The sequence below is a fragment of the Liquorilactobacillus oeni DSM 19972 genome (assembly GCF_001436275.1).
GTDB classification, from domain to species: domain Bacteria; phylum Bacillota; class Bacilli; order Lactobacillales; family Lactobacillaceae; genus Liquorilactobacillus; species Liquorilactobacillus oeni.
In genome coordinates this window covers 117,909-142,672 of the sequence record NZ_AZEH01000034.1, presented here as the reverse complement: position 1 = coordinate 142,672, position 24,764 = coordinate 117,909, and the positions used below count along the sequence as shown (strand labels likewise).

General features: G+C 37.0%; 23 protein-coding genes, 1 pseudogene and 1 other annotated feature. Of the genes and pseudogenes, 15 read left to right on the top strand and 9 right to left on the bottom strand.

Translation table 11 applies throughout. The features are described from left to right. The first annotated feature begins 38 nt into the window (after nucleotides 1-38). A complete protein-coding gene (locus FD46_RS04655) occupies nucleotides 39-869 on the top strand; it encodes a DegV family protein (RefSeq protein ID WP_057896014.1) in 831 nt (276 codons plus the stop codon). A gap of 488 nt (nucleotides 870-1,357) precedes the next feature. Here the strand turns inward: FD46_RS04655 and FD46_RS04650 are convergent, their stop codons facing one another. Then, nucleotides 1,358-2,986, bottom strand: coding sequence for a peptide ABC transporter substrate-binding protein (locus tag FD46_RS04650; RefSeq protein ID WP_057896013.1), 1,629 nt, complete (start codon nucleotides 2,984-2,986; stop codon nucleotides 1,358-1,360). Nucleotides 2,987-3,501: 515 nt separating this feature from the next. Then, nucleotides 3,502-3,742: a binding site (T-box leader), on the top strand. A 121-nt stretch (nucleotides 3,743-3,863) separates the two neighbouring features. Between FD46_RS04650 and brnQ the strand changes: the two genes are divergently transcribed. After that, nucleotides 3,864-5,282, top strand: a complete 1,419-nt coding sequence (gene brnQ / locus FD46_RS04645; RefSeq protein ID WP_057896012.1) for a branched-chain amino acid transport system II carrier protein — start codon at nucleotides 3,864-3,866, stop codon at nucleotides 5,280-5,282. Nucleotides 5,283-5,438: 156 nt separating this feature from the next. Continuing rightward, the gene (locus tag FD46_RS04640; RefSeq protein WP_057896011.1) at nucleotides 5,439-6,383 is read left to right on the top strand and encodes an L-lactate dehydrogenase; all 945 of its coding nucleotides are present in this window, start codon (nucleotides 5,439-5,441) and stop codon (nucleotides 6,381-6,383) included. A 274-nt stretch (nucleotides 6,384-6,657) separates the two neighbouring features. Here the strand turns inward: FD46_RS04640 and FD46_RS04635 are convergent, their stop codons facing one another. Beyond that, complete coding sequence (locus FD46_RS04635; protein ID WP_057896010.1) at nucleotides 6,658-9,297, bottom strand: cation-translocating P-type ATPase; 2,640 nt, start codon at nucleotides 9,295-9,297, stop codon at nucleotides 6,658-6,660. 230 nt (nucleotides 9,298-9,527) lie between these two features. Between FD46_RS04635 and FD46_RS04630 the strand changes: the two genes are divergently transcribed. Further along, nucleotides 9,528-10,169 carry an HAD family hydrolase gene (locus tag FD46_RS04630; RefSeq protein ID WP_057896009.1) on the top strand — a complete coding sequence of 214 codons (642 nt, stop codon included), beginning with the start codon at nucleotides 9,528-9,530 and terminating at the stop codon, nucleotides 10,167-10,169. A gap of 101 nt (nucleotides 10,170-10,270) precedes the next feature. Next, nucleotides 10,271-11,524: a serine hydroxymethyltransferase gene (gene glyA / locus FD46_RS04625; protein ID WP_057896008.1), complete on the top strand. Its 1,254-nt coding sequence runs from the start codon at nucleotides 10,271-10,273 to the stop codon at nucleotides 11,522-11,524. 126 nt (nucleotides 11,525-11,650) lie between these two features. Here the strand turns inward: glyA and FD46_RS04620 are convergent, their stop codons facing one another. Continuing rightward, entirely contained in the window at nucleotides 11,651-12,595 is a 945-nt protein-coding gene (locus FD46_RS04620) for a DMT family transporter (protein ID WP_057896007.1), read from the bottom strand. 198 nt (nucleotides 12,596-12,793) lie between these two features. Between FD46_RS04620 and FD46_RS04615 the strand changes: the two genes are divergently transcribed. The 3 genes and pseudogenes from FD46_RS04615 to FD46_RS04605 all read left to right on the top strand — a co-directional run bounded on the left by FD46_RS04615 (nucleotide 12,794) and on the right by FD46_RS04605 (nucleotide 14,661). Then, nucleotides 12,794-13,168 (top strand): HIT family protein, encoded by a 375-nt coding sequence (locus tag FD46_RS04615; protein ID WP_057896006.1) that lies wholly within the window; start codon nucleotides 12,794-12,796, stop codon nucleotides 13,166-13,168. 234 nt (nucleotides 13,169-13,402) lie between these two features. Next, nucleotides 13,403-13,998, top strand: a pseudogene (locus FD46_RS04610) (DNA alkylation repair protein). Between the two features lie 114 nt (nucleotides 13,999-14,112). Beyond that, nucleotides 14,113-14,661 carry a dihydrofolate reductase family protein gene (locus FD46_RS04605; protein ID WP_057896005.1) on the top strand — a complete coding sequence of 183 codons (549 nt, stop codon included), beginning with the start codon at nucleotides 14,113-14,115 and terminating at the stop codon, nucleotides 14,659-14,661. 136 nt (nucleotides 14,662-14,797) lie between these two features. Here FD46_RS04605 and FD46_RS04600 read toward each other — a convergent pair whose 3' ends face one another. Further along, a complete protein-coding gene (locus tag FD46_RS04600; protein WP_057896004.1) occupies nucleotides 14,798-16,048 on the bottom strand; it encodes a chloride channel protein in 1,251 nt (416 codons plus the stop codon). 217 nt (nucleotides 16,049-16,265) lie between these two features. Then, a complete protein-coding gene (locus FD46_RS04595; RefSeq protein WP_057896003.1) occupies nucleotides 16,266-16,688 on the bottom strand; it encodes a MerR family transcriptional regulator in 423 nt (140 codons plus the stop codon). A gap of 85 nt (nucleotides 16,689-16,773) precedes the next feature. Here FD46_RS04595 and FD46_RS10590 point away from each other — a divergent pair, with 85 nt between their 5' ends. From FD46_RS10590 to FD46_RS04585, 3 genes are all read left to right on the top strand, one after another. After that, entirely contained in the window at nucleotides 16,774-17,061 is a 288-nt protein-coding gene (locus tag FD46_RS10590) for an SDR family NAD(P)-dependent oxidoreductase (RefSeq protein WP_235805570.1), read from the top strand. A gap of 62 nt (nucleotides 17,062-17,123) precedes the next feature. Next, complete coding sequence (locus tag FD46_RS10585; RefSeq protein ID WP_235805574.1) at nucleotides 17,124-17,567, top strand: SDR family NAD(P)-dependent oxidoreductase; 444 nt, start codon at nucleotides 17,124-17,126, stop codon at nucleotides 17,565-17,567. Nucleotides 17,568-17,849: 282 nt separating this feature from the next. Beyond that, nucleotides 17,850-18,167: a MazG nucleotide pyrophosphohydrolase domain-containing protein gene (locus tag FD46_RS04585; RefSeq protein WP_057896002.1), complete on the top strand. Its 318-nt coding sequence runs from the start codon at nucleotides 17,850-17,852 to the stop codon at nucleotides 18,165-18,167. A gap of 81 nt (nucleotides 18,168-18,248) precedes the next feature. Here FD46_RS04585 and FD46_RS10580 read toward each other — a convergent pair whose 3' ends face one another. Both FD46_RS10580 and FD46_RS04575 read right to left on the bottom strand, forming a co-directional pair. Next, nucleotides 18,249-18,911 (bottom strand): hypothetical protein, encoded by a 663-nt coding sequence (locus FD46_RS10580; protein WP_235805569.1) that lies wholly within the window; start codon nucleotides 18,909-18,911, stop codon nucleotides 18,249-18,251. Beyond that, a complete protein-coding gene (locus FD46_RS04575) occupies nucleotides 18,845-19,222 on the bottom strand; it encodes an MDR/zinc-dependent alcohol dehydrogenase-like family protein (RefSeq protein WP_057896001.1) in 378 nt (125 codons plus the stop codon). The genes FD46_RS10580 and FD46_RS04575 overlap by 67 nt, the downstream gene beginning before the upstream one ends. A gap of 112 nt (nucleotides 19,223-19,334) precedes the next feature. On the opposite strand from FD46_RS04575, the gene FD46_RS04570 reads away from it, so the two are divergent. Continuing rightward, entirely contained in the window at nucleotides 19,335-19,796 is a 462-nt protein-coding gene (locus FD46_RS04570; protein ID WP_057896000.1) for a MarR family winged helix-turn-helix transcriptional regulator, read from the top strand. Nucleotides 19,797-20,242: 446 nt separating this feature from the next. Here FD46_RS04570 and FD46_RS04565 read toward each other — a convergent pair whose 3' ends face one another. Then, on the bottom strand, nucleotides 20,243-21,094 hold the full coding sequence (locus FD46_RS04565) for an alpha/beta hydrolase (protein ID WP_187329020.1): 852 nt from the start codon (nucleotides 21,092-21,094) through the stop codon (nucleotides 20,243-20,245). A 206-nt stretch (nucleotides 21,095-21,300) separates the two neighbouring features. Between FD46_RS04565 and amaP the strand changes: the two genes are divergently transcribed. The 3 genes from amaP to FD46_RS04550 are packed head-to-tail and all read left to right on the top strand — an operon-like array spanning nucleotide 21,301 to nucleotide 22,657. After that, on the top strand, nucleotides 21,301-21,861 hold the full coding sequence (gene amaP / locus FD46_RS04560) for an alkaline shock response membrane anchor protein AmaP (RefSeq protein WP_057895998.1): 561 nt from the start codon (nucleotides 21,301-21,303) through the stop codon (nucleotides 21,859-21,861). Between the two features lie 12 nt (nucleotides 21,862-21,873). After that, nucleotides 21,874-22,059, top strand: coding sequence for a DUF2273 domain-containing protein (locus FD46_RS04555; protein ID WP_057895997.1), 186 nt, complete (start codon nucleotides 21,874-21,876; stop codon nucleotides 22,057-22,059). Nucleotides 22,060-22,111: 52 nt separating this feature from the next. Next, nucleotides 22,112-22,657, top strand: coding sequence for an Asp23/Gls24 family envelope stress response protein (locus FD46_RS04550; protein ID WP_057895996.1), 546 nt, complete (start codon nucleotides 22,112-22,114; stop codon nucleotides 22,655-22,657). Nucleotides 22,658-22,957: 300 nt separating this feature from the next. Here the strand turns inward: FD46_RS04550 and FD46_RS04545 are convergent, their stop codons facing one another. Further along, nucleotides 22,958-24,307, bottom strand: a complete 1,350-nt coding sequence (locus FD46_RS04545; RefSeq protein ID WP_057895995.1) for an MFS transporter — start codon at nucleotides 24,305-24,307, stop codon at nucleotides 22,958-22,960. Between the last annotated feature and the right edge of the window lie 457 nt (nucleotides 24,308-24,764).

The following is a 24,764-nucleotide window of genomic DNA, read 5'->3' as shown; positions in this document are numbered from 1 at the left end:
CTATCATTAATAAAAAGATGATTCAGGGGGCGTTAGGAATGTTGCGAATCGTAACTGACTCAACAGCACAGTTATCGCGTGAGGAAATAATTGCTAATAACATTACTGTAATTCCATTGCAGTTAGAGGTTGACGGGAAAACCGGTCTTGATGGAAAAGACATTTCGCGTAGAGAATTCTCAGAAAGTTTAGCTGACAGTACTGAAATTCCTAGGACAAGTCAGCCAGCAATAGGCCAGTTTTTGAATGTCTATAATACGCTGGGCAAGTATAATGACCCGATCCTATCTATTCATATTACTAAAACATTAAGCGGTACTGTAGAGACTGCTCGAATGGCTGCAAAGCAGACAAGGGCTCAAGTTACGGTATTAGATAGCGGCTTTACTGATAGGGCGCTGGGTTTTGTACTTTTAAAAGCTGTCGAATTAGGAAGAAATACTGATGATGTAGAGAAAGTAGTAGCAGAATTAAAAAAAATTGACAAAAAGATTAAGTTATACTGTTTTATTAATAATATCGATTACTTGGTTAAAAATGGACGTGCAAGCAGAGCAACAGGTTTTATCGCTTCTGCAATCAGATTAAAACTGTTGGTGACATTGGAAGAAGGAAATTTTAAAGTTAAGGGAAAATCCCATGGGCAAAAGCGCTTTGACTTAAAAGTAGCTAAGATTGTAAAAAATATTATTGAAGACAAAAGCATTAAACAGGTAGGCTTGTCATACGTTGACGGAGAAGAAGCTGTTTTCAAGATTCGGGAGGAAATAAAAAGAAGACGTCCTGATATAAGCATCTTCTGCAATCTTACCAGTCCAATTATAATGGCGCATGTCGGACATAATGGTTTTGCAATTATCTACGTATAAAGAACATGTTTAACTAATACATGAGTATGTTGAAGGGCGGAGAGCTATGAAAAAGAGTGAGCAAAAAAAAATTGTTATTCGCAAGCCTTTTTATGGAAATTGTCCGCGTTGCGGACATACCATGCTAATTAATTATGGGTTTAATATTTGCAGGAACTGCCGTTTTATTTTTAAGTCGAATTTCAAAGAACAGTAAGCCCATGGATGTACATACAAAAAAGTGTGTCAGTAGCTGCTAAACCATGAGTAATTGACGGTTAGGCGAAAAAGGGCTGACTATTGAAACACATTAATTCGTATATAATAGGTTAAAAAGAGGTCTAGATCAAAATATAGCTTTTGACCTAGGCCTCTTTATAAACATTCTGCAGCATTCATTTATACTAATTTGTTTCAGTAGCTAGTTTCTTTTGTTTAAACACGAGTTAATCAAGATACTGCATACCTTAATTATCGCTTCTTTAAAAATTTAAAGCAGTTAAAAATTTTTATTTGGTGATATAAGCATTCTTAAAGTTGAATGCTACCCCAGCAGTATTATAAATAACACCCTTGACTTTGCTTTTCAGCATTTGAGCTTGAGATAATTGATAAAGAGGTGCTACACCTTGTTCTTCGTTCAAGAGCTTAGATGCCCGTACCAAATCATCCCAGCGTTTACTGCTGTTGTTAACATCGGTTGTTTTAGAAGCAGTAATCATTTTATCATACTGTTCATTACTCCATTTACCAAAATTATAAGAATTATTTTTGGTGAAGAGGTCTAAGAAGCTGATCGGGTCTGAGAAATCGGCAGCCCAGCCGGAAACTACGACATCAAACTGTCCGCTTGTTGAGCGGGTGATCCTTGTCTTTTTAGGCAAGTTCAACACTGAAACGTTGGCACCTGGCAGATTAGTTTCGAGTTGGCTTTGCAGGTAAGTTGAAACAGACTTGTTAACGTCGTCATCGTCACTGAGCAGAGAAAAGCTTAAACTTTTGACACCTAATTCTTTTAAGCCTTCTTTCCACAACTTTTGTGCTTTTGTTTTGTTATAGGATACGCCAGCCGTTGTCTTGGCAGCATCGGAAAAATCTTTATTATTGCGAAGCGCTAATCCTTTTGAAACAATACTCTCAGCTGGAAGCGAGCCATTACCCAAAACTTTTGTCACCAGTTGCTGACGATTGACCGCATAAGAGATTGCTTCACGAATCTTTTTATTTTGGAATTCTTTTTTGGCCTGATTGAATTCCAAGTAGTTAGTACGGGCTTGTTTTAATGAAACATATTCTTTATTATTGCTTAACTGTTTAGCCTGTTCAGCATTCAGATACGTTTCATCCAGCTTATTATCTTGATAAAGATTATATGAAGTTGTTGGACTCTTTGTCACTTGGAAAGAAATATTATCAAGTTTTACGTTCTTTTTATCCCAATAGTTGTTGTTTTTAACCAAATTCCATTTCAAGTTTGAACCGCTCCAGCCGGTTACTTTGTAAGGGCCGTTATAGACCATATACTTTGCAGCAGTTCCGTATTTTGAACCATATTTTTCAACTGCTTTTTGATCTTGCGGGAAGAAGGTAGTGAAGCCCATTAAAAGTTTAAAGTACGGAATATTCCGCTCCAGGGTAACCACTAATTTATACTTGCCTTGTGCTTTTACACCCAATGTGGAAGCGGGTTTTTGCCCAGCAGAAATAGCTGCTGCGTTTTTGATTCCCTCAAAAATATAGGCATACTCTGAGGCAGTCTTCGGTGAAACCGTTCTGCGCCATGAATACACAAAATCATTTGCGGTTACTGGATCACCATTTGACCACTTGCTGTTTTTGCGCAGTGTAAAAGTATACTTCAATCCATTATCTGAAACTTGTGTTTTTGTGGCAAGACCAGGCGTGACTTTACTGTTCTTTCCAAGACGGTAAAGTCCTTCTGTACTGTTGCTGATCATGTCGGAACTGACTGTATCTACTACTTTTGAAAGATCTAAGGTCTGCATTTCAGAAGTTTCTGACCAGCGCAGCACTTGTTTGGATGCAGCCTGTCCGGAACTTTTACTACCACATGCAGTAAGTGCAAGACCACTTATTGCAAAAACCGTTGATACAGATAAAACTTTTTTCCAATTCACAAAAAATCCCCCTTGAGAAGAACTCGACTTTAAAATAACAAAAAACTCACCCGCTAATTTCTAGCAGGCGAGTTTTAAGAACTCAAAATAATAACGCCCACCTGCTAAGCAAAAAATTTCTCCGCACGGTGGGCTCCAATTTTCGGTTTTTAAAAAGCCGAGACATTAGATAGCACATCGTGCGGGCTAATAATGACTAGGCTAATAATTTGAATTACTGATAAATAAATAGCTTTATTATTTATACATGACATGCTTATCTAACCTCCCTTATTTTTTAACTGCTGTGCAGTTTTTCCAACGAATGTTCTTATTATAACAAGCTGAATTAAAAAAACAATAGGGAATTTAAAAAGAAATTAGTTATGAACCTATAAGCATATTTTTGAAATAGCATTTAATTAGGGTCATATATGGAAGTAGTTGCGGTGATCTGTAATCAAGAAAGGAAACTAGTTAAATTTATGATTGACATCTTAGAAATACTTTTTTATAATCATCGCAAAGATTAATTAAAAAACGCTGTGAGAAAGTTGAGTACTAATTCTGAAACATAAAGCGAGTTTCGTCAGGTGAAAGAAAGCATGTTCCAAGTTAGGAAAATCCCTTTTGAGCGATGTCCTGAATATTAGTAAAGTACATTGGTAACACCCATTATAGTGTTAGCGTATCGTCTTTAAGACTGTACGTGAAGTGGTAGTTTCTTTGTTGAAGAAACTACAATATGAGGTGGTACCGTGCGTCAGCACCCTCTGATTCGAAAGACGAGTCGGGAGGTGCTTTTTTGTTATTAAAGGAGATGATTTTATGAAACCTCAGATTAGTAAGTTAAGACAAAGTATGAAAAAATCGAGACTACGTTGGGAGATTATTAACTATGAACGAATTACATGATTTAAATGATAAACAGCTAACTAAGAAAGACTATTTTGTGGTTAGCTCGCTGCTTTTTGGACTATTTTTTGGCGCAGGTAATTTGATCTTTCCCATTCATTTAGGACAGATGGCAGGTTCCCACTGGGTGATGGCTACAGTCGGCTTTCTTTTGACGGCAGTATTATTACCGCTGCTTTCTGTGTTAGCAATCAGTGTTACCAGATCGGAGGGTGTTTATGACATCGGGAAACCCCTAGGGTCAGTTTTTGCACTAACTTTTATGGTATTGATCCACGCTACAATTGGACCATTATTTGGAACACCGCGTACTGCTACTGTTCCATTTACTGTTGGAGTACAGCCGCTTTTGCCGGCTTCTTGGAGTCATGCCGGGCTGCTTGTCTTTACAGCGTTGTTTTTCGGTCTTGCATTTTTCGTTTCTTATCGCGAGTCAAACGTTATGTCGAGCGTCGGCAAAGTTTTGAATCCGTTATTTCTTTTGTTATTATTCAGTATTTTTCTGCTGTCATTTCTTAGTCCAATGGGGAATGCCGCTACTGCAACAGTAACTCCAGCTTATCGGCATACATCTTTTTTTAATGGCTTCTTGCAAGGATACAATACAATGGATGCCCTTGCTGGTTTGGCCTTTGGTGTAACTATTGTTAGTGCAATTAAGCAGTTAGGGAAGACACGCTCAAACAGCAATGCTAAAGTAACAGCAAAAGCCGGTATTTTTGCCACGAGTGCAATTGGATTAATCTATATAGTGCTGATCTGGATAGGCGCAGCATCATTGTCTGTTTATAAGCTGTCCGATAATGGCGGAGTTGCATTTAACCAATTAGTAACCTACTATTTGGGAGGTTTCGGACATGCGCTTTTAGCAACCTTATTAACTGTTACTTGTTTAGCAACTGCGATCGGTTTAGTAGCCGCTTTTGCTCAGGATTTTCATAAGCATTTTACTAGGGTGAGCTATCGTGTTTGGTTAGGGTTGATGTGTCTGGCGTCATTTGCAACTGCAAATTTCGGTTTGGACACTATTATTGAATGGTCGACCCCTATGCTGATGTTCCTCTATCCATTTGCAATGGTTTTGATCTTGTTGTCTGTTTGTTCCCCGCTGTTTAAGCGCGATCCTGTTGTTTATGCTTTTGTAGTTATTTTTACAGCCATTCCTGCTTTATTTGATATGATTGGTGCTTTCCCGCCTGTAGTTAGCCAAAGTTCATTCGGAGTTGCTGCAGCCGTTTTCCAGCGTAGTGTACTTCCATTCGCATCGCTTGGGATGGACTGGGTGGTTCCTGCTTTTATCGGAGCAGTGCTTGGTTTGGGATATCATTTTGTAGCCCCTGTTTTTTCAAGGGTCAAGAGCACTTCTACTTATGTAAAACAGCAAGACGAAAGGCTTAAATAAAAAACTGACGTTGTGTAAAAGAATTTTACAGTTTTCAAATGATTTGTGTTAACTTTGTTTTTGAGGCCCTGATGATAAATTAATTAAATTAAAATGAAAAAAGAGCTAAATAATATGATACACTGCTTTTGTAAGTAACAAAAAGGAGGAAATTGTATGACAAGAAAAATCGGTGTAATTGGAATGGGGCATGTCGGTTCAACTGTTGCACACTACATAGTTGCAGGCGGGTTTGCTGACGAGCTGGTCTTGATTGACACAAATGAAGATAAAGTAGTTGCTGATGCAACTGACTTTGAAGATGCAATGTCTAATTTGAATGCACATACGAATATTATTGTTAATGATTATACTACAATCAAAGATGCTGACGTAGTGATCTCTGCAGTAGGAAACATCAAACTGCAGAAAGATAATAAAGAACACGATCGGTTTATTGAACTTCCCTTTACTGGTAAAGCGGCAAAAGCAGTTGGCGAAAAAGTTAAAGCCTCAGGTTTTAACGGCGTCTTTATTGATATTACTAACCCATGTGATGTCATTACTTCAATGTATCAGGTATTCACTGGATTACCTAAGGAACGGGTTATTGGGACTGGGACTCTGCTTGATTCATCCAGAATGAGAAGAGCTGTGGCAAAAGAATTAAGTATCGATCCACGCTCAGTTTCCGGCTATAATCTAGGCGAGCATGGTAACTCCCAATTTACTGCATGGTCTACTGTTAATGTTTTGGGAAGGCCCATTACCGAAATCGCAAAAGAACGTAATATTGATTTGGAAAAATTGGATGAAATGGCTAGAGCTGGCGGTTATACTGTTTTTCATGGTAAAAAATATACTAATTACGGAATTGCGACTGCTGCAGTTCGTTTAGCTAATATTATTATGAGTGATGCCAGAACTGAAATTCCGGTTTCAAACTATCGTGAGGAGGTTGGAACGTATTTATCCTATCCTGCAATTGTTGGTAAAAAGGGCATCTTAGAACAGGTTCAGCTTAATCTTACAGAGGAAGAAAATGAAAAGCTGAAAACTTCTGCTAATTACATTAAAACGAGATTTGAAAGCACAATGAAAGAAATGGGCGAGTTTGACTAGAAGGAAGTGTGCCAATAGTCGCTAGGCTTTGAGCATTAACTGTTAATTACGAACATAGTCCGAACTTGACTATGAGTAATTTGTGGTTAAGCGGAAAAGACTGACTATTGAAACACAGTTAATCTGCATCTTACAGGTTAAAACAAAGGGACTGAATCAAAAATTATATTTGACTCAGTCCCTTTGTTTTATTTTTTACTCACTAATTTTAATTTATTTTGAATAAAGCAGGTATTTAAGTTAACCGTTTATGGTTGAGAAAAAAGAATAAAATCTATGATTTCGCTATTTTTCCTTGGCTTCGTTTATAAAGTTCGATCACTATCGTTGGGATAAAAATTGCAACGATTACTATCACCCATTCAGTGAGATTCAATGCTGCAATTGAAAAAAGAGTCGCCAAGGGTTGGAAAAGTGCGATGATTACGATCCCTAAAAGGGTAAAAATTAAACTTTTATTTAAGGCTGGGTTGTTTGTATAGGCATGTTTTGTAATGCTTTGGCGAGTTTTAATCGGATAAATGTCCAGCATTGAACCAATTGCCAAAACGAGAAACAACATGGTTGTTCCAATTTCTGGAAGGTTGTTGTTTAAACCAAAGCGCCCAAGTACATAGATGGCTAAAATCAAAATAATGTAGGTTGCTGAACGGACTGCAACCCTTTTTCCAAGTCCTCGCGACCAGATGCTGGTGTCTTTTTTTATGGGTGAAAAATTCATAATTCCCGGTTCTGCGATTTCACGGCTGAGGAAGAATCCTGGGATACCATCAGCTAAGACATTGACGATCAATAATTGTTCTGGTGTCATTGGGGCTCCCCAGCCCATTGCAATTGCTCCAACCATGGTAAAAATCTGTGCAAAGTTGACAGACACCAAAAATTCCACGGCTTTTAAAATATTTTCGTAAACAGTTCGTCCCTGTTTAACTGCTTCAATAATAGTAGCAAAATTGTCGTCTGCTAAAACCATATCGGCTGCATTTTTGGAAACTTCAGTACCGGTTATACCCATGGCAATTCCAACATTGGCAGCTTTCAATGCGGGGGCATCGTTAACACCATCACCGGTCATTGCGACTATCGCACCATGGGATTGCCAGGCTTTAACAATTCTGATTTTATCAGCAGGAGACGTACGTGCATAAACGCGGATAGAATCTATTTTTGCTGCAAATTCTTCATCATCCAGTTCATTCAGTTGTTGTCCTGTAATGGCTATCTTTCCTGCTTTTAAAATTCCGATTTCTTGAGCAATCGCCTTGGCTGTTTCCAAATGATCACCAGTGATCATGACAGTTGCGATTCCACCTTTTTGTGCAGCTTTAATAGCAGGGATTACTTCTGGTCGTGGTGGATCGATGATTCCAATCAGACCTAAAAGCTGGATGTCTGTTAAAGCGTCATCGTTTCTTTCAGCAGGTAAACTATCGAATACCTGAAAGCCAGCTGCTAGAACGCGTAAAGCCTCCGCTGCAAATTGGTCGTGAATATCGTATAGTTTGTTTTTCTCAACGCTTTTACCAAAGGGGATTCGATCAATCGCACCTTTAATAATAGCAACATATTTACCATCAGGACGCTTATGCCACGTTGTCATCGTTTTTTTGTCTGAATCGAATGGATCTTCGGCGATTCTTGGATAACTTTTTTCGCATTCTGCACGTGTCATTTTAAAACGTGCTAATAAATGTACAATTGCAAGTTCAGTCGGATCTCCAATGTCTGCTTTGCCGTTTGTTGTTAATTCGGCATTTGTAGATAATCCAAGGTAAGTTAAAAATTGTTTATCTTCTTTAGCAAGTTTTTCAGAGCCTTTTATTTTTTCAACTGTACGCACATTTTTATTTTCAGGCCAGTATTTAGTGATAGTCATTTTATTTTGTGTTAACGTACCTGTTTTATCTGATGCAATCACATTGACATTTCCAATAGTTTCTACCGCCGATACCTGACGAATGATCGCTTTTTTCTTAGCCATTTTCTGGACTCCATGTGCCATACTAAGTGTGACAATGACAGGTAATGTTTCCGGAACGGCAGCGATAGCCAGGCTTACACCGAACATAAGGCTTTCTGTAAAAGTTTCTTGATGAAAGAGTGTTGCAATCAAGATAGTAGCAGTTCCCCCTAAAACAGCCACAAAAGATAACCTTTTGGTCAGAGAATCTAAACGTTTGGACAAGGGGGTCTGCTGCTTTTGAGTCGTGTTTAGTAATGTTGCGATTTTTCCAAGCTCTGTTTGCATTCCTGTTGCAGTGACAATCGCAGTAGCTGTTCCTTGTGTGATGGCTGTTCCAGAAAAAAGCATGTTTTTGGAATCTCCCAAACTTTCTGGAGCAACATCCATTGCATTCGCGGTCTTTTCAATGGGCAGGCTTTCACCTGTTAGAATAGCTTCATCGGCAGAAAGACTGGTACTTTTGATAATTCGAGAATCTGCCGGCACAATATCGCCAGACTCTAAACTGATTAAATCACCTGGTACTAACTCGTTTGTAGGGATGACTTGCTTTTCACCTGCACGAATAACTGTAACTGTTTGCTGAGTCATTGACTTTAATGCAGATAATGCTTTTTCTGCACTATGTTCTTGAAATAATGCTATTCCAACATTCAAGATCACTATTGCACCAATTACAATAGCCTTGGTCCAATCACTATCAGTAGTGAGTGCCAAATACGCAGACAATGCTACAGCAAATAATAAAATGAGTGAAGTAATGTCATCCAAGTGATGAATTATCTGCATTAGCAGATTAGGCTTTTTAGCCTCCACCAATTCATTATCACCGTATTTTTCTCTGCGTTTTGTGACGGAATCGGCTGTTAAGCCCTTGATGCAAGAAGTTTCAAAATATTTTTCGACTTCAGTGGGCTTAAGCTTAGTGAATTTGTGCACGTCATTTTTCATCTAAAAACCTCCTTATACTATATATTAAGGATTAATGAAAATGTTAGTCAAATACTAAGCATGTTTTACGTCCTTATTGAAGATGAGTTTAACTTATTCAATAATAAATTATTATGATAACTGGAAAGAAATTTTGGGGTATGAGAGGAATCCCTGAATGTTTTATATACTAACGGTACTAGTGCAATGCTATACTTTTGATAAAGTGTTGTAAGAAGGGGGAACTGGTGATGAAATATGAATGTATTTTATTTGATATGGATGGAACACTGATTGAATCTGAGAGTGTTTACCTTCAATTGTGGACAGAGGTTTTGGCAAAACATGGATTTGAAGTAAAATCAGCTGACCTGGCTCAAATGAAAGGGCGCGATTCGAATACCAATAACCATTTAATTGCCCAGATAACAGGGAGCCTAGAACAAGTCAAAGAACTGCGTAAGGAACGCGAAATATTGTTAAATGAAGCAATCAGGCATGGACGTATCAAACTGAAAGCAGGAATGCAAGAATTATTGGATTTTTTGAAAAATAATGGCTATTACATAGGTGTAGCAACGATGTCCAACAAGCAACGAGCTGAAAGCATTTTGCAAAGTATCGGTGTCAGGGAATACTTCAACGAGTTAACAACAGTCGAAGGAGTCAAGAACCCCAAGCCTGCACCGGATATCTATGAAAATGCACTGCAGCAGTCCGGATTTAATAAGACGGATACGCTTGCTATAGAAGATACACAGCTGGGGTGTCAGGCTGCATTAAGTGCAGGAATCAATGTAATACTGGCAGGTACAAAAAAAGCAAAAATCCAAGCAATTGCCAGGTGCAGAGATGGTTTTGAGATAATCCAATTTTTAAAGACACAAAAGTAATTAGAAAGGGAAGAAAAAGTAGACTTTATTCTTCTGAAAAATGGACCCGGTGAAGTTGTATCTTATGGTACAATTCAAGAAAAGCGAAGAGGTGGGCATATATGAATTATAAAGAATATGATCCTGAACTGTGGAACGCAATTGAGAATGAAGAAAAACGGCAGCAAGATAATCTCGAGCTGATCGCATCCGAAAATATTGTTTCTAAAGCAGTACTTGCAGCACAAGGCAGTGTTTTGACGAATAAATATGCTGAAGGTTATCCTGGTAAACGCTATTATGGAGGCTGTAAGTATGTGGATGTTGTGGAAACTTTGGCAATTGAAAGGGCGAAAAAGCTTTTCGGCGCTAAGTATGCTAATGTACAGCCTCATTCTGGTTCACAAGCTAACCAGGTTGCTTATTTAGCTCTTATTCACCCCGGTGATACCGTCTTAGGAATGGATCTGGCTGCCGGGGGACATTTGAGCCATGGTGCTCCTGTTAATTTCAGCGGCAAAACATATCATTTTGTCAGCTACGGGGTTGCTGAAGATAATGAGCAGCTTGATTATCAAGCAATTTTAGCACTTGCTGAAAAACACCATCCGAAACTGATCGTAGCTGGTGCCAGCGCGTATTCACATAAAATCGATTTTGCTAAATTCAAAGAAATTGCTGATAAGGTCGATGCTAAGCTGATGGTTGACATGGCACATATTGCAGGCCTCGTTGCTGCAGGCCTGCACCCTAATCCGGTGCCTTACGCAGACATTACTACTACAACCACACATAAGACATTGCGTGGGCCGCGCGGAGGGATGCTGCTCACAAATGATGAACAGTTAGCAAAGAAAATCAACAGTGCTCTTTTTCCCGGCACCCAAGGAGGGCCTTTAGAACATGTGATTGCAGGGAAAGCAGCCGCGTTTAAGGAAGCTCTTGATCCAAATTTTAAAGTTTACTCGCAGCAAGTACTCACGAATGCTCAAGCTATGGCACAAGTGTTCGCAGCAGACAGCAAGGCACGGTTAGTTGCTGGCGGAACAGAAAATCATCTGATGTTGGTCGATGTGCGTGGCTTCGGAATAAATGGAAAACAAGCTGAAAAATTACTTGATACGGTTAATATTACGGTCAACAAAAACGCAATACCGTTTGAAACTCTGAGTCCGTTTAAAACCAGCGGCATTCGTATTGGAACTCCTGCTATTACAAGCCGCGGCTTCAATGAAGATGATGCGCAGCAGGTGGCACAATTAATCATAACTGTTTTGAATTCTGCAAACGACCCAGCACAGCTGCAAGTTGTAAAACAACAAGTAAATAAATTGACGAAAGCACATCCGTTGTATGCATCTGGAGCTGTCAGGTAGATCAAATAGACGATTCTTTTGCAGTAAGAGTAAATTTTTATAAAAAGTAAAAAAGACTGAGCTGAAATTAACCCATGCTCCTAAGGTTGGAGTATGGGTTTAAGCACTCAGCTTTTTTATTTGTTGTTAGCTATTATTTTTTTGTTTAAGATTCATTGCTTTTAAATGCGACAATTTCTTTCGTTTTTTCAAGAAAAACAGCTGGTGCGGATTGAATTCCATTATAAAAATTGCTGCCACAATTAGTATTCCGCCTAACAATAGATTATGAGTCAGCTGTTCGAAACCCAATATAACTGAAAAGAAGCTAGCAAAAAGGGATTCTGTCATCAAGATTAATCCCGCGGATGTTGAATCCGTGTATTTTTGGCCTATCACTTGCAGTGTTTGTGCTCCGAATGAAGCAAAAAAGCCTAGTATCAGAACTGGCCAAATGGCAACTGACCAGTGTATGGTACTGTATGTATTTGTTTCAAATATTAATGACCAAGCTAAACAGCCTAGTGCTTGAACACTGCCAAGCATGAAAGTGACTGTAAAAGGATTGATCTTTGCAGCTGTATTGCTGAAATAAATAATCTGCAGCGAATAAAAAAGTGCGCTTAAAAGCGTTAATAAATCGCCTAAGTGAAAGGTTAATCCAGTGTTAACCATGTTAGTGAGAAAAAGTGTGCCTAAAAAACATAGCGAAATCGCAACAAAACTTTTTACAAGTGGCCTTTTCTTCCAAAAGATCCAGACAATAAAAGGGATTATTACAATATATGTAGCTGTGAGAAATGCACTATTAGCGGGAGTAGTGTATTTAAGACCGATTGTTTGTAATTGGTATCCTAACAGATTGATAATTCCTGAAATTAAGCCAACTTTAAAATCTTTTTTTGACATGCGATTGATCGTTTTATGAAAGAATAAATATACAAAAAATACGAAAATAATACCACGCAAAGAATTGATTAAACCAGCAGGCATACCGCCCTTGAGAGCCTGTTTAATAAAAATGTAGCTGGTTCCCCAAATAATGGCTGTTAAAAGTAAAAAAAGGTTTGCTTGCCATCTAGTTAGTTTCATTAATACTGTACTCCTTTTGGATAACAAATTAATTGCTATTTGCCACTTAACGTGGGCTCTTTTTTTCTTGCCTAAGCCTCTAATATGATAACATAACTTTAAAGAATAAGCGCAGACAGCTTGTACAGACTTGACAGAAAATGAGAAACAAAAAACTATTATTATGAATTAGAATCAAGTTGAAAGACAGGGAACATAATGAAGAAAAAAGAGTGTATTTTTTGTTTAAAAAAGGAAAACGAATTTGTTTTGGAAAATAAACTGGCTGCGGCTTTTTGGGATGCTCATCCGGTCAGCAAGGGACACTTGCTGATTATTACAAAAGAACATAAAGACAACTTTTTTGAGCTTGATGATGCAGAGGTATTAGCAATAAATAGCCTGCTGCGTGCGGGTAAGAAGATGTTGTTAAAAAAATACCAGCCGGCTGGTTTTAATATTGGGATAAATGTTGGTAAAACGGCAGGTCAGACTGTGATGCATTGTCATATTCACCTGATACCGCGTTATCTAGGAGATGTGCCTGATCCGCGAGGAGGTATTCGTAAAATGCTGCCAGCTGCTCATAAATAAAAAGTTATTGGCACATAATAATCCTTTGCAAATTTGCTGAGTAATTGAGTGGTCGATTTTCGGCGAACTAAGCATTATAAAAAATCGACTGCAAAGCGGAGCAGTTGTTTGGCATCTACTTTTTAGGATTGAAGCGGAGAAAAACAGCTGCGGAGAGGAATAGCTAATGAAGAATACTGATATAAAAAGGCCGTTGAATTTAGACTTACTGGAACAGGCGAATTCAGGGTGTCTATGGCCAAATATATGCGAAATAAATTTCCATTTGTAGGGATTAAAACGCCTGCAAGAAAGCAGCAATCTAAGGAACTTATCAAATTAAGCAAAAAAATGAACTTAATAGATTTAATGGATGTAATCAATAATCTTTATCTAAGGCGCGAGCGTGAGTATCAATATGTAGCAATTGATGTCAGTATTGCAAACGTTGAACGTTTTTCTTTTACTGAAATAAAGGCTCTTGCACAATACGTTACGCAAAAGCCTTGGTGGATTCAGTGGATGCTTGGCGTAAAGTGTTTGAAAGTTATGTTCAGCAGCATCCTGTTGAAAAAGAGAGTGTTTTTGAAATTTTCTACAGGCATGATATTTTTTGGATGAGACGAGTAGCTATTTTACTGCAGTTTCTTGAAACAACAACTCTTGATAAAGAGCTTTTGGCACAGGCAATACTTTATGATCAAAAAACTGATGAATTCTTCATTCAAAAAGCAATCGGATGGGCACTACGCAACTATAGCAAATTTAACCCCAAATGGGTTAAAAATTTTATTTTCAATAATGCTTTAAGTAAAATAGCAATAAAAGAAGTAAGTGTTTACCTGAATTAGGCATAGCTAAGAGAATTTTTTAAATTAATCAAGTAATTTGTATAAAATATAATTAGTAAAAAAGCAACACAATTATCGGAATACGACATAATTTAATAGAAAGGAGATAGTAAAATGAGAAAAGTATTCTTTTATGGTGCAATTAGCTTAGACGGTTTTTTAGCCACAAAAAATGATAGTTTGCAGTGGCTTTTTGATACTGATTTAGGCGGAAATTCTTCTTACAAAGAGTTTGAAAAGCGAATCGATACAGTTGTGATGGGAAATACTACTTATAAGGAAACACAAAAACTGATGAATAAAACTTCTCTATTTCCGGGAAAAGAAAAAATAATTTTTTCACGTAAAAATACTGGCAGAGTGCAAGAAGGTTATTATGTTTCAAGAGAGCCTGTTTCTTTAGTCAAAGAACTGAAATCAAACAGCGGAAAAGCTATTTGGATAGCAGGCGGAGGACGCTTATTTACTCAATTATTTATCGCAGACGTGATTGACGAACTCTGGATTCAAATTGCGCCTGTTATATTGGGAAAAGGCAAGCGTTTGTTTGAAGAAGGAGATTTTCAAAAAAGGCTTAAACTTGTCGCTGAGAAAAGGATGGGAGAGTTTACCGAACTGCATTTAAAAAGGGTTAGGATAGAATTGAATAAAAATAGTGACTAAATTTTATTGAAATTAAAGGTATTAACTCCAGAAATAACCTACCAAATTAAATATAGACTTTATCCAGCACAAATTAAAATAATACAGTTGGTGCGAGCTTTTATTTTTATGTCCAATGTTTATTATCTGCAACTTTCTACGAATTTTTCTTATGTAAAATGATCTTTGAAATACTTATTGACAAAGCAGCACCTAAACCTAGTGGTAGAAATGCAGCATAATTCAAATGGCTGATTTCAACAATCATAAATAGGGCCATTAATGGCGCTTGCTGGGAAGCTGCTAGAAAACTGCATCCACCGGATAAAGCACATTGCCAAAGCGAAATGCCTGGTATGAGTAGCTTAAAAATGAAACCGAAAATTACTCCAAGTGAAGCTCCAATTGAAATAGAAGGAGTTAAAGTCCCGCCCGAAGCACCGGCTTGAATTGTAAATACTGTTAAAAAAGCTTTAACTAAGCCCGCAATTAAAAGAATCATTATCTCACTTGGAATATTAGTATTAATAGCTGTTTGTGTTAGGGCACGTCCATTTCCCATTATTATCGGTAGCGACATTGAGAAGATTCCAGTGATTAATGCCATAGAGGGCAACGTCCATAAAATTTTTTTAGTAGTATTCTGGTTCTTTTCAGCCCATTTAAATGAACGACGAAAAAAAGTGCCGGATATACTGCATAGTGGTGCTGATAAAACAACGAAAAGCAGGAATACTAATGAAAAGTTTCCACCTCCAATTAAGTAATAGGGGCCAAAACCCTTAACTGTTGCACTGATTAATGTTGCAATAATTGACATAATTAGACTTACTGCAATGGCGCGCTTAGTTATTTTTTTCAATAGAACTTCTAAGCAAAAAAACATACCGGTAATCGGTGCACTGTAGACTCCTGCAAAACCAGCACCAGCTGCTGCCGCTATTAACAATTTTTGATCAGCCAGAGATAATTCCAAGCCGCATCTGTTAAAAAAGTGATTGCATTTTTGAGCAAACATTGCTCCAGCTTCGCGTGGAGCAACTTCACGACCAATGGAACCGCCAGTACCTACATAAAAGATTTGCGTCATGACATGGGCTACCGTTTGAAAGAAGGGCATATTAGTTCCTGAGGTGCCCTTAGCAACAGAAACAGCGGGTTTGAACTTTGTCCGCAATATCCACCAAACAAGAGCCGCAATTATGCCGCCGCTAAAAACTGATAATAATCGGCGGCTTGGCAAAATATTTAAAGAAACAGGGTTAAGTGCAGTTTCTTTAAAATGCAGAAAGTTTATTTCAACTGTATTCAGAAGTAAAATCAAAATAAGGGAGCTAATTCCTACAATTATTCCTAAAATAATAGTTGATAATATTAGAGCATAATTTTCCTTTTTTGAATTATTCATAAAACACAACCTAACTAAATGGATATTACAATGACTATTTAACACACTTATCCGTGCTCTTTTATTATAGCTTGAAATTACAATTTATATGTAAAGTACCTGAGATTACTTTATATAATCAATATGAATATTTCATTAATTAAAAATAGTAACCTTAACCAGAAAGAGCCACACACGTTGAGGGGAAGTTGTGGTTCATTGCTGTTCAAGCCTCTCATTAGATAAGAAGATCGTGATATTTTTTCCTGGTTGTTTGCGGGTTCCATTTGTCAACTTCTTGTCCATTTAAAACCTGCTGATAACGATTAATTTTTTCGTTAATTACGCTTTGTTGTTCGTTTAAAAGTTGCTGCCGCTGAGTTAAAGAATCTTTGACTGCGCTTAACATTTGATACCGTTCGGGAATTGAAACATCTCCTTGACGAGAAATTTCAATATAATGTTTAATATTTTTTAAAGACATACCAGATTTACTTAAAATATCAGCTAAATAAACCCAATTTAAGTCCCATTCGGTAAAACAGCGTTGATTATTTCGGTCACGTTCAACTGTTGGATATAGTCCGCGTTTAGCGTAATAGCGCAATTCGGTAACTGGAATTTGCAAAATATCGGAAACCTGTTTAACTGAATAAAACATTGAGCGACCTTCTTTCTTGCTTGATAGCTACTATCATGTAGTATGCTTTTTTGAGAACAAAAACAAGTTTAAGGAGGTTTTCTTAATGTCAAGAAAAGTTTGGTTTGTGACCGGTGCCTTTAGGGGACTAGGCAAGGCTCTTGTTACTGAGTTGTTCACTCAAGGCTATCGTGTCGTGATAACTGCTCGGAAAAGGGCCGCTCTTCGGGAGTTTTCAAAGAATGAGAATGCCTTGTTACTGGAATTAGATGTTACTAAGCAACAACAGATTCGACAGGCAGTTGAAGCAGCTATGCATTATTTTGGCCAAATTGATTATTTGGTTAACAATAACAATGCAGGCTATGGAATTTTTGGGGTCTTAGTGACCTAACGCGTGTAGTTTTACCTATAATGCGTAAACAAAAAAGCGGACACTTGATTAACGTCTGATCAATTGGTGGGCTAACAACATTTCCGGCCTTTGGCTATTATCATGCGGCTAAGTTTGCAGTAGAAGGCTTTAGTCAATCTCTTGCACAACAGGTCAATCCTTTAGAAATTAAGGTGACTTTAGTTGAACCGGGAGCTTTTCGGACTGATTGGGCAGGGAGTTCGGCGATTAAGGAAGCCGTTAAAATCGATGATTATCAAAATACAGTAGGCGCTAATATTGCTGCTTCGGCAAAAACGATTGACACAAAACCGGGGAACCCGGTTTTGGCTGCTAAAGCTATTATTAAAGCTGCAACGGCAGATCAACCGCCGCTGCATTTGATTTTAGGAAAAGATGCTTTTGTTAAAGCACATGCACAAATTGAGTATGAACTGGCAGATTTGAATAATTGGAAAGATGTGTCACGACATACTGATTTTGGTAATGAAGATTTTTGGAAATAAATAATTTTGGTAATGAACAAAAAAACAAGATGAAAAACTGCTTTGTATTTTGAAATATTCCAAAACTGTTAGACGTAAGCTAACAGGTACAGAGAATTTCAAAGATAAGGCAGTTTATTTTTGTGAATTTTTAATCAATGCAATAAGAGTTTCAAAAATAACCTTGCTATAAGTGGTTTAAATCATGATAAACTTAGTTGTGTTTCATGATAGACAGTAAGTCTTTTCATTTTACAATAAACAAAATACGCTTTTTGTATACTAATATTGGAGGCTGGTAATTTGAATATTAAAAACCATCAGAAGTGGTTAGTTAATTTTTATAAAAAACGTAGCTGGTATCAATATTCTCCCTTTATTCGTTTGAATTTTTTAACGGAAGAAGTCGGCGAGTTGTCACGGGCAGTTCGCGCTCTTAAAATTGGACGAGATCATCCGGGTGAAAAAGAAAGTTCAGTGGAAGTTCTGAATGCTAACTTAAAAGAAGAACTGGCTGATGTTTTAGACCAGGTTTTAATTATGAGCAGTAAATTCGATATTGATCCACAAACCTTGCTTGAACAAAGCGAAAATAAATTAAAAAAAAGATTTCACGAGTAGGTCATAATTTAGAAAAAATAGTCTCTAAAATAGCTGCTTAGCATAAAAGGTAATGCTTGATTTTATCAATGGTAATAGAACTTAGAAAGTAATAACTGACCTAATACCATTTTTAGAAGTTTCAAACCAACTTTTTGCTGCATTTTCAATAGAAAGAGTAGAAATGTCGCCATGAATTTTTTTAGCTATCAACCAGGTCCATAAAAGCCTAGCTGCTTTTTCGCGATTCATCAAATTATTGGTAGTCATCATTCCTCTTAACTGCACTCCTGAAGTTCGTAATGCTGTTGCCGGTAATGAAATTTCATTTTGTCCTGTTGCTGCTCCGATTTCTACAACAATTGTCTGACGCAAATTGGCGGGAGAACTGGGAATTAAATTCTTTAAAATTTTTTCTGTTGGGGTGCCCCAAAGATAGTCTAGTACTACAACATTTCCTGTAATAGTTAAATTGTCTGTAGAAATTTCCGGCCCACTGATGTCTAAAGATTGAGCAGCACCTAAATTTACAACATCAGCTAACTTTTCTTTGTTTCGACCGGTAGCTATGATGTTTTTGACCCCTAATTGTTTTGCTACTTGAATAGCCAATTTTCCAGCAAAGCCGGTACTGCCGTTAATAATTACTGTATCTGCAGCATCAACCTTGATATCGTATTTTAGCGGCAATAAACTTGTTAAAGCAGATGAAAAAGAAGCAACTGCCATTTCAATATTAAGAGTTGAAGGTAGTTCAACAAGCATTTTTTTGATTGTGCGACTGTGTATTCTGCCATTCCCCCATTACGCGGCCTCATGGACATTGCCGGCACATAGACAAAATTACCAGTATCAATTCTTTTTCCAATCGCGCTTGCTCCTGGAATGCTTGGAAAACTCGGATGCCAATATTTACTTGAATAATGTTCTCCTGAAGCAACGCTCTTGTCGAGATTTTCAATTGGAGCAGCTAGGATCTTTATTAAGGTATCATACTTAGAATCTGTTTTAGGAATAGGATAATCGTTGATGATTTTGGGCGTCGAACTGAAACTTGCTATAGTTAAAGCTTTCATTTTTATTCATCCTCAATATATATTACTGGTAATATATATAGTACACATGGAAAAAGATGGTGTCAATAATAAATTACTGGTAATATAAAATTAAAAAGAAGGATTATTAAGTATGAATGAGATGCAATATCGGGTTATCGGCAGGCTTTTAGAAAAAATACCTCAAAATAATGCTATGAGCATGTATGGAGACTGGATTAGAAAAAATTTTTCTAGCGAAGTCATTGCTTTAACTGCCACTCTTACCCATAATGACTTAAGAATACTGACTGTTTTAGCTGGACAAGTTTTTTCAGTTGGTAAAGCGGCTGATGAGATTGGCCTCTCTCAAGGAGGGGTTTCTCGCAGAATTAATATAATGACAAAAAAGGGCCTTATTAAAAAGTATAAAAGCGAAAAAAATAAAAAAGTAGTTTATTTAAAGTTAACTCCTTCAGGCTATGAGTTAGTTGATTTTCATAATAAATTACACAATCATATAAAAGAAATAACACTTCAGAAAATGAAAATATTTAGTGAAGAAGAAATCCAAACAGTGATTTCTTTTCTCAAAACTATTCTGACTACCTCGTAAGAGTAGCGGTTTTTAAGATTTACATAAACTAATCTATATATAAAAATATCTAGTGAATAAAAATTAAAGTGAGGTTTCCTTCAAACAAATAGGGAGCGGGTTAAAAGTTATATTTTGACTCAGTTCCCTATTTTTTAACTTGTAATACGTGAATTAACGTGTTTCAATGGCCAGTTTCTTGCTTTAAATTACTCATAGTCAAATTCGGACTATGTTCGTAATTTGCAACTAACGTGTAGCTTAACGACTACTGGTATATTCCAATTTTTATACAATCAAAAATAGCAGTACTGGACTGGAGTTCTTATTTCACGGTATTTGAGTTAAAATTTTTAAAAAATTAAGTTTTACTATTAGAGTTCAGAAGCTTTTGATTTCCGGCACACTTTCATAACTTAACTCTGGCATTGCTTTTCTTCCTAATGAGTTTAGAGGTTAAAAACTAATTACTTTAGGTGTTTTTTTAAGAAATCAATTATGATGTCGGTGATTTGGGGCTGCATGAACACCTCATCCATGTGTGCAGCTCCCTTAACTTCGTATAAATCTGCGGGGACCCCTTTGTCTGTTAAGGCTTGGTATAACTTCTCATCATCAGCGAGCGGAACGACTTTGTCTTCAGTACCATGCAAGATTAAGAATGGGACTGTCTTAGAAGTAATAAAGGTTAAAGGATTTGCCTCAGCGTCTAATTCAGGACTTTCTTCTGGTTCAGCGCCTAATAGATTGCGGTAAACAAAATCAAAATCTGCAGTTTTGCTATTATTTTTAGCAGATAAGGGATCAACTACTCCGTACCAAGAAACTGCAGCCTGTATATTACTTGTCTGCGTGAGGTATTCGCCCACATCAAAGTTCCGTAAGCCATTTGTTACAGCAGTCATGCTGGCAAGATGTCCCCCAGCTGATTCTCCCATGACAGCAATTTTGTTTACATCAATTTGATAATGGTCAGCATGTGCTTTGAGATAGCGTACTGCTGCTTTAGCATCTTCTAACTGTGCAGGCCAGACTGCCTGATTGCTATTGCGATAGTCAACACTTGCAATGATAAAGCCCGCTCTCACGAAGTCAACAAGATTTGGCAGATGTATATTGTTATCAACGGCCATCCAACCACCGCCGCAAAACCATAAAATTACCGGAAGGGGGTGGCTCTGCTCCTCAAAGGGTCTTAGAATTGTTAATTTAAGGTCCATCGTAGCTTTTCCTAGCCAACCAGGTACCTGAGCGTATGTAATATCAGTGTCTTGCCAGATTCCTGAACGTTTATGTTCAACTGTAATTATTTTTTTCACTTTAAGCACCATCCTTAAATATTTACCAGCAAATTGTAGCATTGCAGGTAAAAGTATCAAAGAATAAAGGCTTATGTGCGTTTTGAATGCTGTTTAGCTTTATGAGGCATAAAACTTTACCTTTTGTGAAATGATTGTTAAGTTCAAGTAGAAGAAAGCGTTTTATGGAGATCTTACTGTTTTGAAATTGCAAGGGAGATGAGAAAATGTCGACGACGCGTAAAACAGTCTATCTTATTTTGCTTTTGGTTGCTTTGTTACCGTTATGGGCAGTTATTGTCCTGTTTCAAGACACAGTTTCGTTTCCGTTTTATTTAGATAAAGTGGAAAGTTATCCACTGATCGGACATTATTTACCGGGATTTCTTTTCTGGGTCAGTGTTGCTTTAGGCGGCTTGGTAATCTTAGGTATCTTAACTGTTATCTTTTGGCCAAACTTACACGATCAGTTATTTCTCAAAAAAGATAGCGGTGTATTGAAAATTAATAAAAAAGCTTTGGAAAGCTTTATAACTCAATCAGCATTAAGGTCAAATTTCATTCATCAGCCTCGTGTAAGAATAAAACTGCAAAGACGCAGAATAAGAGTAACTATTGACGGTTCATTCAGCCCGGTTGTTGTCTTGCCAGAAGAAAGCCGCCAATTTCAAATTAAGCTGGCTGAACAGCTAGGCGCTTTACTGAATGCGCCAAAAGAAGGATTGGAAATTACAGTGAGGCTCAATAATCTTTATAAAGAAAGGGAAAATCTGAGTCGTGTAGAATAGGAGGGATGCGCTATGCAAGAGTTTTGGGAAGAGTTTAAGTTACCGATTATTATTGGACTTGCAGGTTTTATTCTAGCGCTTTTGTTCATCACTCTAGGCTTTTTTAAGACCTTGTTGATCTTAGTATTAACTGTTGTTGGAGTACTTTTAGGTTTTTATTTAAAAAGAAGTGGCACTTTAGAACGTTTTTTTAAATGAGGCTATATGCGACAAAAATGGTAGCGGTTAATTAATATAAGGAGGAACTATTATGGACAACTTTAATAAAAACAAACAAGATACTGGTTCAAACGAACAGGCAAAAAACATCAAAGGCGAACTAACTTATGAAGATAAGGTAATTCAAAAAATTGTTGGATATTCATTGGGTAAGATTGATGGATTGTTGAATATTGAAGGCGGTTTCTTCTCAAACATCACCGATAAGCTGGTTAACGTAGATAATCCAACTGCAGGTGTTGATGTGGAAGTAGGCAAAAAACAGGTAGCCGTAGACCTTTCAATCGTTGTTGAATATGAAAAAAATGCTGTTAAAATCTACGATGAGATCAAACATGTTGTTTCCGAACAGATTAATAAGATGACCGAATTGGATGTAGTAGAAGTTAATGTTGATGTGGTAGACATTAAGACTCGAGAACAGTTTGAAGAAGATTCGGTTAGCTTGCAAGATCGGGTAAGTGATGCAGCAAGCTCTACAGGCAAAGCGATCTCCAACCAGACGGAAAAAAGTAAAAGAGATTTAAAGAAAGCGGCTCCTCAAAGAAAAGAAGGAGATAAGCCAAGAGTACAATAATGACAAAAAAGACGATTTAAAATGTAGGCTGATTATGAGTTGAAGTAAGTTGACTTTGATATTATAAAATACAAAAAGACTGCGACAAAACGAAAATTTTGCCACAGCCTTTTTGTATTTTATTGCTTGTAATTTCAATATTAATGTGGTCCAGTCGTCAGGTAATTCTATCCATCTAATAATGAATAGTTCTATGTTCGCAATTCATTATTAGCATTATTTATTGAGTCTATGCAGTTAAACAGAAGGCTTAAAAGCTGGAGGTATTTAAAATCTAATTTCTGAAATATTATTCTATAATTAAGAGCTGACCTTACTCCCTTTTGTATCCCTAATCAAGAAAACAAGTCCTAAAGCGACAATTTCTAAAATCAAAAAGGTTAAAAAGACTCCTTTAAAATTATGTTCTCCTAAAATGATAGTTGCTAAGACAATTGCTGTTGAACCCATAATTTGACGAAAGGTCGCGATAATTGAAGATCCATGCGGAATAAGCTCATCAGTGAGCGAATTGGCACCTAAAGTGGTTGCCGGCATCATAGCAAATGCATTCCCGGCTTCAATAAATATTGAACACATAATTGCAAGCCAAATATTGGCAAGAGTCGTAAATGCCAACAATAACCCCCAACCAATTATAAATAAGCTGAAACCAATCATAATAACCGACTTGAAACCGATTTTATCTGCTAGAAGTCCGCTGCGACGATTTAGCCAAGAAAGAATTGCAGCTGCCGGAACAAGTGAAAGTCCAGACCATAGTGGTGAAAGGCCTAGAATTTGTTGATAATATAGCGGCATAATGATCGTAACAGTGATTAATGACATGTAGGATAAGGAAGTTAAAGCAACACCTAAGTCAAAATTTGTAATTTTTAAAATATCCAAACGTAAGAGTGGTGGGGACAAGTTAAGTTGTCGATAGACAAAGAAATAAAGTAAAATTGAAGAAACAACTAAGATCCCCCAGTTGAAGTAGTTAGTAATAAACATATGAGGTAATTCATTAATAAAATACAAAATTCCAATTATACCAAGCGATAAAAAAACTGAGATAAAGTCAAAGCGTGAAGGTTTTTTTTCCAAAGGACTCGGAACTGTCTTTAATGCTGCCAGGAAAACAAGCGCAAGAATTATCAAAAATAAAGAAAAAATGGCTTGCCAAGAAAAAAATTGTAAGATAACACCGGAAATAATAGGACCTGTGGCAAGAGCAGAACCCATTACCAACCCCACTGTACCCATAACACTTCCTCGCTGGTTGTGGGAGGTGATTTCAAGGATAATTGATTGATAAGATGGGAACAAGATGCCTACACTAAATCCTTCCATTAATCTGCCGACCATCATAATAGGAAAAGATGGTGCAAAAATGATAATCAAGGTTCCTGTGAAAAAGATGGCTAGAAGACTTAGATAAAGAGGCCTGAACCTAAAGTTATTCATCAACCAAGGTGATAATGGCATCACTACCGACATAATCAACATAAAACCTGTGGTTAGCCAGGAGATTGTACTAGCGGGTAAATTAAAATAGTTCATAAACGTAGGATAGGCTGTTGAAAGTGAAGATTGGCTGATCGACATTGTGAAAGTTCCAAGTAAAAGAGTGGTTATAAATAACTTGCGTTTATTTTCGTTAAGTTCCATTTGACTTAAATTTCCTCCTTAAAGAAATGGACTGTTCATTTTCAAATCTATTTTAAGTTTAGCCCTGAAATTACTATTAATAAAGGGCAGCATGCAAGACATTATTATTAGATCAGCTTAAAAAGCGCAAAAGTTTTTTAAATGTTGTAAAAAGCATAAAAAACTATGATAATATCATTTTTATCGACACAACTCAGCTTTAATGCGGCAGTAATTTATAAGCGAGGTGTTAAATTTTAAGGGGTTATAATTATTTAATCGCACAAAAAAACAGTCCAGCAAGATAAAGTTTAAGCTTTTTACACTTTTCTTTTCATCTTTTTTCGATCTAACTAACTCTATCTTTAACAATCTTGGAGTTTTCCAACATCACTATTGACTTCATTAATTATCTCGCTGGACTGCTGCAAAATAAGGGATTTCCCAAACTCTAACCTCTTTTCTAACTGCCTTGCGG